This is a genomic window from Methanoregula sp. (assembly GCF_049510175.1).
Classification (GTDB): Archaea; Halobacteriota; Methanomicrobia; order Methanomicrobiales; family Methanospirillaceae; genus Methanoregula.
Genome location: NZ_JBEKZF010000014.1, coordinates 1 through 12,657 on the forward strand (window position 1 = coordinate 1; position 12,657 = coordinate 12,657).

Consider the following 12,657-nt stretch of genomic DNA (forward strand, 5'->3'; position numbering starts at 1 on the left):
GGTCAAATCTCTTCGCCATGGCCTCGGCTTCTTCTGCAGCAGTCCCGTTCCAGGGCCTGCGGTATCTTTAATCCACCGTATCATACAGGGTGTTTTTGCTGTCCGCTTTCTTGTACTGTTCGATACCGGAAGTCAGACCCGGTTTAAAATATTTATTAATAGTTCATCACCCACTTTAACATAGGTACAGTAATGAAATCCAACCGTCAGGATATCCTTGCATCCCTTAAAAAACTGAAGAGAGAAGTGGCACAAGAGTATTCAGTCAAGTCTATCGGGGTGTTTGGCTCAGTCGCCCGGGACGAGCAGACCGGCCAGAGCGATATTGATCTTCTGGTGGAGTTCTCAAAGCCGGTGGGTTTTGTCACCTTCATACGGCTGGAAAATTTCCTTTCCGAGCAACTCGGGAAACCGGTGGATCTGGTGACACCGGATTCTTTAAAACCGGTAATCAGGCAGGATGTGCTCTCCGAGGTCATCTATGTCTAAACGGGAGGTGAAACTCTACCTCACGGATATCGATGACGCAATCTCTGCAATACAGTCCTATACGAAAGGCATGACGTACGAGCAGCTGCTCGGGGATCGGAAAACACGCGAGGCGATCATTCTCAATTTTGTGGTGATCGGGGAAGCGATCAAGAAAATCCCGCCGGAGATTATCGATCGGCACCCGGATGTTCCCTGGAAAGAGTTTGCGGGAATGCGGGACAAAATGGTGCATGGGTATTTTCCATCAATGTAAATGATCATATGGGAGACGAGCCGGCACGATCTCGCACCACGTGCAGCCGGGGTAAAAGCACTGCTCCGGGAATATGCCTGAACTGTTTTACTGAGTCATCTCCCACGAAACGCCCTCAACTTCCGACCCAACGGCAAAGACTTCCTTATGTATTTCGCCGAAACCCGGCGAGCCGTTCACGAGCGACTCAACGAACTGCCACACCCCGATGGCACCAGTGCATTCACCGACGAGCTGATCAGCCCCCCTCATTGGCAATGAACCTAAGGCCCTCAAAACAGGCCTTCCTTTCACCGTACCCATACTAAACCCCTTGGCACCCCCTTTTCTGCCTCCCATTAGCGTACATTAGCGTTTTATTTCCCCGAAAAAATGCACCCCATTTGCCATAAAACGGCAAATTTAACGGTATTTTCAGATCATGTGCCGGAATATATCAAAATTTGCAACCTGCACTATTCCAGGTACCCAAAAAAACCCAATCAGAGCCCAATGCAGCCCCGGATTGAGGTGCGGGAGATACCGTACCGGGAGATACCTGAAAACAGGGGTTATCTGTCATTCTCCGGCGTGAACTGCAGGTTGTCGTCGGGTGAAGTATCGTCCCCGGCACGTTACATGCCGGTCTGGACCCCCGTTCAGCCACCGGCGCATCAGGATCCTGTTCACATATGTTTATAATCTACATATGACGGATTATTCAGCAGGTATCAGGGTGGTATTACATGACAACTACTCATGAGGGAAAACTGGAACTGCTGACCGACAAGAACAGCGTACTGGTCCTGGTGGATTACCAGTCCGCGATGTTCAAGGGCGTTGCTTCCGGCGATAAAACGATTATAAAGAATGCCGCAGTCTGCGCAGCAAAGGCTGCAGGTATCCTGGGGATTCCGGTCGTTTTGTCAGCGATTAATCCCGAGAAGCTGGGGAAATTTATTCCTGAAATTACTCAATTGTTTCCCGGCCAGGAAGCATTCGCCCGGAAAATACCCAGCTTTGACGCATTTGAAGATGAAAAGACCTGGAATGCTTTTAAGAAGACGGGAAGGAAGAAGCTGGTCGTTTCCGGATTGTGGACAAGCATGTGCTTTGCCTATACCGCACTGCATGCGTTAAAGGAAGGATACGAGGTATATGGACTCATGGATGCTGCAGGTGATTCCACGGCGGACGCTCACCAATTCGGCATCGAACGAATGCTCCAGGCCGGGGTGGTCCCCATTACGCTCGAGTCGCTGGTATCGGAATGGATGCATGACTGGGCTAACCCGAAGGCAGGCGAGCTGGTCAAAGAAGTGTATACCCGGTATGGGGCAATGATCGGGATGGAATGAAGGGTTCTGTTGCGCAGGATATATATCCGGAAAGCATCCTGCAGGAAAACGCGGAGCCCTTATGTTCAGGTAAATGATTCAGTAAATGCCGGGGTGGGATTAAGCGTGTAATAGGGAAACGTTTTTTCCGACAGGGTCACAGTAACGATGTCTGATCCTCCAACAGAAACAAACACATTTTGCGTATAATCTTCATAGCCGATTTTTGTGATTTTAACGGTGTGGGGGCCGCTCTCTGTTGTTGTTGTTAAACTATCCCGTCCGGTGGGAGTATCCCCGGCGTACATCCCATCGATATATACAGAGCATGCCGGTGGTGACGACCAGATTATAAGGGACCCTGTGCTCCGGGATAATGTCGCCGGGGATGTTTCTGGTGAGAGAGGGAGCGGAGGCGGGGTCGCTGCCAACGTCACACCGGGTGTTTGAACCGGGGTTCCCTGTAACGGGCTCGTTGACGGTGTGGCTGTTCCCGTGGGTGATGTATATCGGATACATCCGGAGCCGCATGTAAAAAAAATGATGAATCCGGTCAGGATCACCGGGAAAATGAATGAAGGGAAGGAATGCCTTTTCATTAAACACCATGAGGTGACTTCAGAGTATTATGTCTGTTGGTTTTTTTGTTCTGGTACAGCTGCGGGATGTTTAAATACTGGATATTGCGCAAGACATCTGAGGAGCTGAACCACCCGTGACACCGGTAATTCACGCTTCAGACCTGACAAAAGTATTTGGTAAAAGCACTGCCGTAGACCATATCTCGTTCGATGTCCGGCAAGGTGAGATTTTCGGCTTTCTCGGCCCGAACGGTGCCGGCAAGACCACCACCACCCGGATGCTGACCGGTGTCATTCCACCGGATGACGGGAGCGCCACAGTACTCGGCTATGATATCCGGTCAGAGCCGGTGCAGGCAAAGCAGCGATTCGGCGTAGTCCCGGAAACCTCCAATGCATATACCGATCTTACCGCATGGCAGAACCTGATGCTGATGGGGGAGCTGTACGGGGTTGCCCGCGCTCAGGCCGCACGGCGGTCATCCGAATTGCTCACGGTGCTTGGTCTCATTGATCGCAGGGACCAGAAGGTCCAGGCATATTCCAAGGGCATGAAACAGCGGCTCATCCTTGCCATGGCGCTCCTCCATGAACCAAAGCTCCTCTTCCTGGATGAACCCACGAGCGGTCTCGATGTTCAGAGCACCCAGATGATCCTCGCCATGCTGCGGGACATGAACCGGGACGGGACCACCATTTTTCTCACCACGCATAACATGGAGGACGCAAACCGGCTATGTCACCGGGTTGGTATTATAAGAAATGGCAGGATGGTTGCAATCGATGCTCCCGAAAAACTCAAAACAGCGATCGACCGGGTGCACACGATCGAAGTGAGTTTTGACCGCGAGGTAGCTGGTGACGCCCTTGCAGCACTTCCGGGGGTAACGGGGGTGAAAAGGATCGGGGACAAATGGCAGCTCACCGCAGAAAAACAGGATGCCGTCATCTTGTCTCTGGCAGCCTTCAGCCAACAAAACCATGCAGCGATTGTCACGCTCAACACCCTTGCCCCCTCGCTCGACGATGCCTTTCTCCGGCTGACCCGGGAGGGATCACCATGAACCCGGCCGGACTTCCCGAACAGTTGCGGCGGGCATGGGCGATAGCGAAGAAAGATATCCGCCTCTATTACGCCAAGAATTCTGTGCTCGTCTTCGGAATTCTCATGCCGGTCTTCCTGTTTCTTGCCTTCTTCACGGGCAGCAGGCAGCTCCCGCTTGCATTCCTGATACCGGGGCTCGTCGGGACGGCACTCCTTTTCACTGCCACGGCCATATCTCCCGCCATCTTTTCATGGGAAGGGCGGCATGGGACTCTTGAACGGCTCGCCTCCTGCCCGGTCACCACCGAAGCGATCGTCCTTGGTGATATGATCGCTTCCATCCTCTACGGTATCGGAATTACCCTTATCACGGTCTTCATCGGGCTGGCGCTCGGTCTTTCCCTTCTTCACGGGATTATCATGATTGTTTCAATCCTCCTCGCCGCATGCTGTTTTTCTGCAATCGGGATGCTCCTTGCGGTCCCGCCAACGAGCGAGCCGTCGACCCCCATGATGCTTTCTTTACTCATTAAGTTCCCGCTTATCTTCATCTCCGGTATTTTCATCCCGCTGGAACAGATGCCGGGCTGGGGGCTGGTGCTTGCGGTCTTCTCCCCGCTCACCTATTTCACGGATCTTGTACGGTATTCCTTTACCGAAACGCATTATTTCCCCGTGCTGATCGATATATCTGCACTTGCTCTGTTCACCCTGGTGTTCACGGCTGGCACGATGTACCTGCACAAGAGGACGATGCCGAAAAGGTTGTGAAATGACGCTGATGGTAAAGGAAATCCAGGCAAAAACCATCCTTTCTGTATCGAAGGTCTATCCCTACGTTATTAACCCCTATACCGGTTGCCAGCATGCCTGCTCTTACTGCTATGCACGCTTTATGAAACGGGTGACCGGGCACAAAGAACCCTGGGGTGAATTCGTCGATGTCAAAATCAACGCCGCAGATTTACTACGAGTTGAAATACATAAGAAGAAGCGGGGAAGAGTCTGGGTAAGTGGAGTGTGTGACCCGTACCAGCCCCTGGAGGCAAAATACAAACTGACCCGGCAATGCCTGGAGATACTGGCCCGGAATAACTGGCCGGTGATAATCCAGACACGTTCATCCTTAGTCCTGCGTGACATAGAAATTATTAAGGATGCCCGGGATTTTGAGGTCGGTCTTTCCGTCACCACGGCGGACGAACGCATCAGGAAATTATTCGAACCCCATGCACCACCAATAAGCGACAGGATAAAGACACTCGATGAATTGCACAGAGCCGGTGTCAGGACGTATGCCATGATCGCCCCGGTACTCCCGGGAGCAGAAGGGCTCGCAGAGCTCCTGAAAGGAAAGATCGACTATGTACTGATTGACCGCATGAACTATCACTATGCCGACTGGGTGTACCGAAAATATGGGCTGGAGGATAAGCTCACGGATGATTTCTTTGACCGGACGAGGCAGGGACTTGCCTCTCTGTGAGGTACATGAAAGAGGGAAAACGAGGAAAACAAGTATGAAGGCAGGAGCTGAATCAGGCCGTTCAATCCCATATCGCGCGATAAAGAAAATCTGGTGGTAAAAGGCGGATGTATCACCTGCCGGCTTCATATCTCCCGGAGGTATGCCGTTCTTTACGGGATCGATAAAGAGGCAAAAAAAATGATTGTCCGGGAGATACTGCCAATTGAACAGGCTCATAAAAAATACGGGTAGTAGTGACTTTTGTTTTTTTGTTTTTTTATCCTGTCCTGGCGGGGAGCATCGCGGTTCCTGCCGGGATCTGGTTTGCCGGAAAGACCGGGATCTCCTTTGCGTTTATCGGTGCTGCAATCCTGTTTCTGCCGCTCTTTGTCTTCCTGCAGAAGCTGATGCAGCAGGTATGAAAGCGGACACGGATGCGGTCATCGATGCGCTCGGGAAGAATGAGGAGGTGAAAAAAGTGTTCTGGACATTGTTGCGATGGCCGGGCTGGTGCTGGCACGGGTTGTGGACCCGGTGACAGCTCAGCAGATCGTGGGGATCATTACGGGGCAGGGGGGGTGAGATAATCGCCCCTCTCGTTTATCCTCCGTTGGGGAGACCTGAGAAGTCAGGCCTCGTAAGCAACAAGGATTGCCCCGGTGTCCTTTTCTGTGGCTTTTATCTTTGCGATCTCCACCGCAGTAAGTTTCTTGTAAGGATGAACCTTCTTATAGGCAATCAGGGTCACTCCAAGTTTCTGTTCGAGGGCACGGATCTCCCTGATGGGTGCCTCAGCGAGTTTTGCCGGTCGTACACACTCCATAAAGATCACTTCAAGACTACCCTATTCAGACCGGAGTAAATAAATTATCCCGCACATACATTGGGGATAGTCCGGATTTTTCTGAGTTGCATGAGGCAAGCTGCCGATTGGTATGTGATAGTTAAGTAACTGTCTTGCACCTCTGTTGATAAAAAATAAGGGCGGTTTATAGAGTGACCATCAACATGCAATAATCCGGCAGGAAGCACATCTGTTTCATGACCGATATCAGGGAGATGGAAATAAGCCCTGTACGGGCTTCGATTCCCTCCCCGATTCTCACCAAAAAAGCGAAAAACCCGTAAAACCGTCTTTGTGAGTTCCTGGGGAAGATACACCCAATAATCGCCCTGTTAACCGAAATACGACAGATTTGCACCTCACCGATCGGCTGGCAAAGCCCATTAAATCGAGCTGTTTTTGCCCCTGGTTTATCCCATCGGACTCCAGGAAACCATTCCAGAACGCGGATATGTGGGTCATTTTCTCTGACAATTGTATGAGAAAAATGGGAGGGGAAAAATGGACGGTGAAATCGGGGGCGTTCACCCTTGTATCGCATCGGGCCGGATCGTGTTCATGAACCGGTCCCGGATCTCGCGAGGGGTGAGCGGGATGTTGGGGACATCTGAGTTGCCCGGCCGGATTACCACGTGGATGAACGAGGGGCCTTGCTCAGGGGATGCAAGTGCCCTGCCAGTTTCTTCTGCAGAGGTAACCTTTGCCGTCTGCTCAAAACCGCACGCACGGGCATAGAGTTCCAGGTCAACCTGCCGGTACGAGGGGGTTATCTGGTTGCCGGTGCTGCCGAATACCCCGTTATCAAGGCAGACAATGGTGAGGTTACGCGGCTTTTTCCCCGCGATCACCGGGAGGATAGCAGTGCCGAGCAGGCTTCCATCCCCGTCAATGACAATGGTTCTGCGGCGTGAGGAGAGCGCAATCCCAAAACCAAGGGAGGATGCCTGCGTGTAGCTGCCAAGCATGTAGAAATTTTCCTTGCGATCCCCTGTCCAGAACAGTTCCTTGCTGGGGAAACCGATATTCGAAACGACCGCAGCATCATGGAGATGCGGGACAAGTGCCCGGATTGCGTCCAATCTGGTCATTGTCGGAGAGGGAACGGTTCGATTATGGACAATATGCATGTGCCGGGATCGGTCCGGGGTATCTTCCTGCAGTTCACCCGCCGCATCCCCCTCCCAGCATTGCGGTGAGACCAGGGCAACGGCCGGGGTGTGGCAGCGGAATGCGGTATCGATCGTTTCTGAGATCCGGTCGAACTCACGCGGATGATGAACGGTGATAAACGGGATGTCAGCAGCCTTGAGAATGCCGGGGAGGGCTGTATTGAACGGGACCTGCGCCGGGATGGTCTCTTTGTAGACTCCCCGCCAGCTCGCGATCACCGGGAGGGGCAGTTCATAGGTCCGTGAAAGCGACAGGAGTGCATTGAGCATGTTGCCAAGGCCCGAGCTCTGGATGAACATTGCAGGTTTTCGCCCGGCAAGGTATGCACCTGCACAGACACCCACCCCGTCTTCCTCCCTAAGGAGTTCTATGGTTTCAAACGATTCAGGAAGAAGCCTAAAGAGCTCTTTTGCCTTGTCGCACGGTAGTGAGGCGGCAAGGGTGATGCCCTGGTCTCTCAGGAGGGAAATGAGCGTATCTTCATGCATGTTCTTTCACCCAGTCATTGACGAATCCGGCGATCTGGTGCAGAGGGGTAGCATTGTCAGTTGTCAGTGCAGCATTCACCGGAATAAGATCGAACTCTTCCCGCACCCGCTTATACCCCCCGCCGGTAATATTGAGCATCACATCCCTGCCGGGATCGATCAGCCCGTCGTGTGCTGCGGTTATGAGGGACGCAACGGTCACCGCAGCTGCGGGATCCAGATCGACTCCCTCACATTCTTCAAAGAGCTGCTGTGCCTGCTGTGCCTCATCATTGCACACGGGAACTATACCCCCGCCGGTTTCCGTAAGGCAATCAAATACTCCTCCCGTTATGCTGTACGGGGGGTTGCGGTTCGTCAGGACATCAGCATAGACCTGCGAAATTGCCTGTGCTGCATCGGCCATATCAGTCATTGCATTGATCTCCCTCCTCCCTGCCCTCCATGCATGTGCCATCGGCACAAACGGGAGGTTCTGCGACAGGATCATGCGGGGCAGGTGGCTGCCATACCGCCCGTCCCGGATCAGGCGCCGGGCAGCTTCCCATGCAGCAATCGCACCGGTTCCGCTGCCGACGGCCTGCACGTAATAATCAGGAATCCTGCCGATTGTTGTTGCCGCATCCAGCATCACCGTCCCCATACCATCCCGCCGTGCACAATTTTTTGCCCCTCCTTCCGCGGTGAGGTGGGGGAGATGTGCAATTGCGGCACTCCGGTGGATCGCATCCGAATAATCGCCTTCAACGGTGATGAGGAGCACCTTGTCCGTCTGGATCGTTGTCCATATGCGGGGTAATGATCTTTTGGGGATTACCACCACTACGGGCGTATTCATCTCTGCCGCGACCTGTGCAAATGCCCGCCCGGTATTTCCTGCAGATGCAACGACAAGAATTCCACTCTTTTTCTCCGATGCCCGCTGCAGGGTCGGGACAGCCTCCAGTTCTTTGAATGAGCAGGTCCTGGTGAAAGCCCCTTTCTCCGGCCAGAACCCGTTGAACGTGATATACAGGTTTGAAAAACCCAGTTCCCGTGCAAGCGCCACGCTCCGGTACGTGACCGGTCCTGCTGTTACGGAAGGTTTGGAGTGAACCGGCAGCCAGTCGTAAAATCTCATCATTCCCGGCAGGTCAGCACAATGCAGGTGCTGTGCGGAATAGACGGTGCGCTGGAGAGCGGCATGCCGGCCAGGGCATTCATTGGAGCCGGTATCCGGGTACAACCGCCCGCATGCGGTGCACTGGATCTGGTAATCTCCCGTAGATATCACTCCCTTGAGGGGCTGTTTAAGAAAAATTCACCTTTCACTATCCGGTGTTTCAGCCGTTCGCAGAGCCGTTTTGCATGGGTAAGGCTGGACTGCCGGAGGGTGACCGGGACCTGCGAGGTATTCACCGTGAGTGCCCCCAGCCGCCCATGATACGCATGGGACGGGCAAGTAAATGTGCAGGTACCACAATGCACACAATGATGGTAATTGATCGGCCCGCGGGGAGATAGTGCCCCGGTCGGACACAAGGCTGCCGCACTGCACTGTTCACAGGACGTGCAGAGCGAAGGATCAAACCGGATGACGGGATCGGTGCCATTCCAGACTTCACCATAGGTTGTTGAAGCAAGCGGGGTCCGGTCGACAACATCAGCAACCACCAGCGGGATCTGTTCATGGAGAACGGAAAGGGCCTGTAGGGAATGTTCATCCAGGACCGGAATCGGTACTGCACAGGATACAAGACATTCGGGCCCTGCCGATGTGACAAAACCCCCCATCATATCAGGATCCATCCCTTTCAGGTCAGCAAAAAATGAGAGGTTCGGTCGCTCGGCGGAACTGCGGGTTCCTGTCCCCATCACATATCCGTCACCTCCGTTTACCAGCAGGTGCGTCCCCGGCCCGATAGTCCGCATACCGGGATCATTCTCCAAAGGATTGATCTCCCCGCACCCGCTCATACTTGCCGCCCTGAAAGGGCCCGGCATACCGGTGACCGAAAAGATCGTCGAATTCACCGTGCGGGACCGGGGGTTTACCAGCGCAGGATAGTTTCTGAATGCGCTCCGCGTGGTTGCAAGGCGTGCAAATCCAATATCTCCGAGAGTGACAGTGCGGTTGAATGTTTTCCGTTTTGCTGTAACAACAACTTCAACGGGATTTCCCTGTACAAGGTCACGGAACAGGTGTCCTCCCCCATAGCTGGCGTTCGCATGGGCGGTCCCGTAGACGATCAGATCCACAAGGCCGAGGTTCTCGTTCGGGCACGGGCCTGGCACCGCAGGGACGCCGTTGAGCCATACCCGGTCGGCCGTTTTGAACGCCTTTTTTTCCGCAACCGGAATGCTGAGCACGGCATAGGTGCCGGACATCACGCCAAAAGTCCCGGTTGTCACCACATCCACGTCATCAGGAGTAATCGTATCCCCGTCGCGGATGTGCTGCTTGAACTCCATGGCGGTCATGACGAGCGCACTACCGTTGCGGATCTTTGCATTGATTTCAGCCTGTGTTTTCATACTATCCTGATATCCTCCACGCGGACATTCATCTCCTCACCGGACCGGATCACCTGGTTCACAACCCCGGTATGGGCGATCTGGAGCATGCAGAAAGAGGGGAGAAAACTCATGCGGTGCCCTATGGCAGGTTCATTGATGATATGGACTGCCCTGCCTTCAAACCCGATTACCTGGTAGGCTTCAAGCGGGTGGCATGGTCTGCCCCGTGCGGCAAGCGGACCTATGGCATGGCAGGTTAAGAGACCAGTAACCGGATTTGCCCGGATCACTTCGAGGAAATGCGGAACCGGACAACCCTGGCCCATGGGCCGGCCGGAGACCAGATCACCGCGTACAATATTCCAGCGTTCGACCAGATCCGGTCGGAACGGCAGGACCATTTTACGGGCAGATATCTCTCCGTGAAAAGGGGCGATGATAAAATCATACGCCTTTCCCCGGATATCGGCAAACGAATGTTCGATCGTATCAGGTGCACAGGGCGGTTCACGCCCGTTATAAAAAATGCAGTCCGTCTCCTGCTTTTTGCCCTCTTTCACTAATATAACAAATTCATCGCACCGGGAAACCCCGCATGCCCCGCAGTTACGGTCAGGGGGAGTGAAAAACAGGTTCAATCCCCCCGGAAGATAGCTTCTGTACTCTCAAGTTTCCTGACAACCCCGCAATGGTTCTGCCACCCGATCTCCTGTTTTCCGGCACAGACCGTACAGACTCCCAGCGGGGGAATTCCCCGGAGCCTTATCGTCTTTGCATCAGTGATTTCCGGTGTGGATGCCACGGCTTGCATCAGGTAGCGCATCCCGGTTCCCTGGATCGCATTGGTTTCGACGATATCGATACCGGGTGAAACCGTGCGGATCTTCTCCCGAAAGACTTCCTTTTCAGCCTGAGAGACAAGATCGGTCTTCGTCACTACTGCAATGTCTGCAAGCGCAATCATCGGGGCCATCTTGAGCGGTGCATTGGTCCCGCTGACAGAGGATAAGACGACTATACCCAGTGACTGGGTGGTGTAGGGAGTACAGCGGAGGCATAGTCCCGCACTCTCGATGATCAGTATATCGGCCTTTTCCTGTTCCGCCCATAACAGTGTATCGGTAAGGATCATTATCCCCATGTGATCCGGACAGAGGTCTCCGGAATAGATCTTTTTTGCAGGTATGGAAAACTCTGCCCTCAGCTCTTCATCTTCAAACGCCCTGACTACATCGATTTTTAAGTAGGCGGCTTTCCGCGAACCGGCCACAGAGCGCAGGATCTGCCGGACTACCGCGGTTTTTCCTGCACTGGGTGGCCCGGCAACGATAAGCAGTCTCATTCAGAACCGACCGGCCCGGTGAGAAGTTCGCCGCCCCGGATCTTCTCCCTGAGCCTGCCCATAAGTGCATCTATCCGGGAAATTGCGGTGAGGGCTTCACGTTCATTGCCATCTGGTGTAAGCACACGCTCAACTGAACCATTGCTCATGACAATACGACGATCTGAAAGGAGAGAGACCAACGGGTCATGGGTGACAAAGATTACTGCTTTCCCGTGGGACTTCAGGCAGGAGATTACGCGGTCCTTAAAAATGCCCGCATTCTCCACCTCGTCCAGCAGGATTACCGGTGCATTGCTGATCAGAACCGCATCTGCAACCATCAGGGAACGGGTCTGTCCCCCGGACAGGCCGGTCATGCGCATATCAAGGTGCATTTTTTCTCCGGTGAATTCGTTTGCAAGCGCAAGGGTCTTTGTACAAATATCCGATTTTGTGATCCCTCTTGCCCGCACGTGCATAACGAGGAATTCCCGGACCGTAAGGTCGCTGAGACATTTGGTATTCTGGGTGATCATGGCTATGGGTTTTTTGGATGGATCGCGGACAAATGATTCCGGGGGCATCGTGTTATTGACAAGAATCGTTCGCCCGGTGATGGTATCACCACAGGCAAAAACTTCGATATCGTTGATGAATGCTGTTTTTCCCGATCCGGTAGGTCCGACGATGGAGATGGTATCGCCGGGGTTTATGTCGATCCGTTCAAAAGGTTCAGCAACCCCGTTCCGGTCGTGACCGGCAAGGATCGTGATGCACTGGATCGGTTCGGTTTCCATGCTTAGAAGTACACGACTGGTATTATAGTATTATCCTATCAGACAAATTTTTTTATATCATATGGTTAAATTTATTATAATAGTTATCCTTTAATTATCATTATGCTCTCAAAAACAATATTCGCGCAGGGTTTTTGTGAAGCGGTCAACAATGAACTTGCCCGAAGAAATATGACCGTTCGGGACCTGGCGGAGATGACCGGCATTCCTGCTCCAACACTGTATAAAATTCTCTCCGGTGAAAGTGATCCCAGGTTTTCCACCGTCAGAAAGATCATTGGACATCTCGAACCCAGGTATACCCAGTTCATCGCAGTCATAGCTGCCAGGTTCCTGCTCGATGAGATCGAAGGACAGACAATACTTGTCAAAGGCGCGATATG

At 53.2% G+C, this 12,657-nt stretch carries 17 protein-coding genes; 8 read left to right on the forward strand and 9 right to left on the reverse strand.

What is annotated here, in order from left to right:
• Window positions 1–192 precede the first annotated feature (192 nt).
• Window positions 193–489, forward strand: a complete 297-nt coding sequence (locus ABSG49_RS11715) for a nucleotidyltransferase family protein (protein WP_424026315.1) — start codon at window positions 193–195, stop codon at window positions 487–489.
• Window positions 482–745, forward strand: coding sequence for a HepT-like ribonuclease domain-containing protein (locus ABSG49_RS11720; protein WP_424026316.1), 264 nt, complete (start codon window positions 482–484; stop codon window positions 743–745). Before ABSG49_RS11715 ends, ABSG49_RS11720 begins: the two co-directional genes overlap by 8 nt.
• Window positions 746–832: 87 nt before the next feature.
• On the opposite strand, the gene ABSG49_RS11725 is transcribed toward ABSG49_RS11720, so the two are convergent.
• A complete protein-coding gene (locus tag ABSG49_RS11725; RefSeq protein ID WP_424026317.1) occupies window positions 833–997 on the reverse strand; it encodes a hypothetical protein in 165 nt (54 codons plus the stop codon).
• Window positions 998–1,470: 473 nt separating this feature from the next.
• On the opposite strand from ABSG49_RS11725, the gene ABSG49_RS11730 reads away from it, so the two are divergent.
• Window positions 1,471–2,082, forward strand: coding sequence for an isochorismatase family protein (locus ABSG49_RS11730; RefSeq protein ID WP_424026318.1), 612 nt, complete (start codon window positions 1,471–1,473; stop codon window positions 2,080–2,082).
• Between the two features lie 65 nt (window positions 2,083–2,147).
• On the opposite strand, the gene ABSG49_RS11735 is transcribed toward ABSG49_RS11730, so the two are convergent.
• Window positions 2,148–2,660, reverse strand: coding sequence for a PEGA domain-containing protein (locus ABSG49_RS11735; protein WP_424026319.1), 513 nt, complete (start codon window positions 2,658–2,660; stop codon window positions 2,148–2,150).
• A 116-nt stretch (window positions 2,661–2,776) separates the two neighbouring features.
• On the opposite strand from ABSG49_RS11735, the gene ABSG49_RS11740 reads away from it, so the two are divergent.
• From ABSG49_RS11740 to ABSG49_RS11755, 4 genes are all read left to right on the forward strand, one after another.
• Window positions 2,777–3,706, forward strand: coding sequence for an ABC transporter ATP-binding protein (locus tag ABSG49_RS11740; RefSeq protein WP_424026320.1), 930 nt, complete (start codon window positions 2,777–2,779; stop codon window positions 3,704–3,706).
• Window positions 3,703–4,458, forward strand: coding sequence for an ABC transporter permease (locus ABSG49_RS11745; RefSeq protein WP_424026321.1), 756 nt, complete (start codon window positions 3,703–3,705; stop codon window positions 4,456–4,458). Before ABSG49_RS11740 ends, ABSG49_RS11745 begins: the two co-directional genes overlap by 4 nt.
• Window position 4,459: 1 nt before the next feature.
• Window positions 4,460–5,173, forward strand: a complete 714-nt coding sequence (locus ABSG49_RS11750; RefSeq protein WP_424026322.1) for an SPL family radical SAM protein — start codon at window positions 4,460–4,462, stop codon at window positions 5,171–5,173.
• Window positions 5,174–5,424: 251 nt separating this feature from the next.
• On the forward strand, window positions 5,425–5,577 hold the full coding sequence (locus tag ABSG49_RS11755; protein ID WP_424026323.1) for a hypothetical protein: 153 nt from the start codon (window positions 5,425–5,427) through the stop codon (window positions 5,575–5,577).
• Between the two features lie 206 nt (window positions 5,578–5,783).
• Here the strand turns inward: ABSG49_RS11755 and ABSG49_RS11760 are convergent, their stop codons facing one another.
• The 7 genes from ABSG49_RS11760 to ABSG49_RS11790 all read right to left on the reverse strand — a co-directional run bounded on the left by ABSG49_RS11760 (window position 5,784) and on the right by ABSG49_RS11790 (window position 12,274).
• Window positions 5,784–5,978 (reverse strand): hypothetical protein, encoded by a 195-nt coding sequence (locus ABSG49_RS11760; RefSeq protein ID WP_424026324.1) that lies wholly within the window; start codon window positions 5,976–5,978, stop codon window positions 5,784–5,786.
• 545 nt (window positions 5,979–6,523) lie between these two features.
• Window positions 6,524–7,657 carry a sulfopyruvate decarboxylase subunit beta gene (gene comE, locus ABSG49_RS11765; RefSeq protein WP_424026325.1) on the reverse strand — a complete coding sequence of 378 codons (1,134 nt, stop codon included), beginning with the start codon at window positions 7,655–7,657 and terminating at the stop codon, window positions 6,524–6,526.
• Window positions 7,650–8,930, reverse strand: a complete 1,281-nt coding sequence (locus ABSG49_RS11770; protein WP_424026326.1) for a cysteate synthase — start codon at window positions 8,928–8,930, stop codon at window positions 7,650–7,652. Before ABSG49_RS11770 ends, comE begins: the two co-directional genes overlap by 8 nt.
• A complete protein-coding gene (locus ABSG49_RS11775; protein WP_424026327.1) occupies window positions 8,927–10,171 on the reverse strand; it encodes a methanogenesis marker 16 metalloprotein in 1,245 nt (414 codons plus the stop codon). The genes ABSG49_RS11770 and ABSG49_RS11775 overlap by 4 nt, the downstream gene beginning before the upstream one ends.
• Window positions 10,168–10,791: a (Fe-S)-binding protein gene (locus ABSG49_RS11780; RefSeq protein WP_424026328.1), complete on the reverse strand. Its 624-nt coding sequence runs from the start codon at window positions 10,789–10,791 to the stop codon at window positions 10,168–10,170. The genes ABSG49_RS11775 and ABSG49_RS11780 overlap by 4 nt, the downstream gene beginning before the upstream one ends.
• Window positions 10,788–11,495 carry a GTP-binding protein gene (locus ABSG49_RS11785; protein ID WP_424026329.1) on the reverse strand — a complete coding sequence of 236 codons (708 nt, stop codon included), beginning with the start codon at window positions 11,493–11,495 and terminating at the stop codon, window positions 10,788–10,790. Before ABSG49_RS11785 ends, ABSG49_RS11780 begins: the two co-directional genes overlap by 4 nt.
• Window positions 11,492–12,274, reverse strand: coding sequence for an ATP-binding cassette domain-containing protein (locus ABSG49_RS11790; RefSeq protein ID WP_424026330.1), 783 nt, complete (start codon window positions 12,272–12,274; stop codon window positions 11,492–11,494). Before ABSG49_RS11790 ends, ABSG49_RS11785 begins: the two co-directional genes overlap by 4 nt.
• Window positions 12,275–12,376: 102 nt before the next feature.
• On the opposite strand from ABSG49_RS11790, the gene ABSG49_RS11795 reads away from it, so the two are divergent.
• Window positions 12,377–12,657: helix-turn-helix domain-containing protein (locus tag ABSG49_RS11795; RefSeq protein ID WP_424026331.1), on the forward strand; the 281-nt coding region annotated here is incomplete at its 3' end.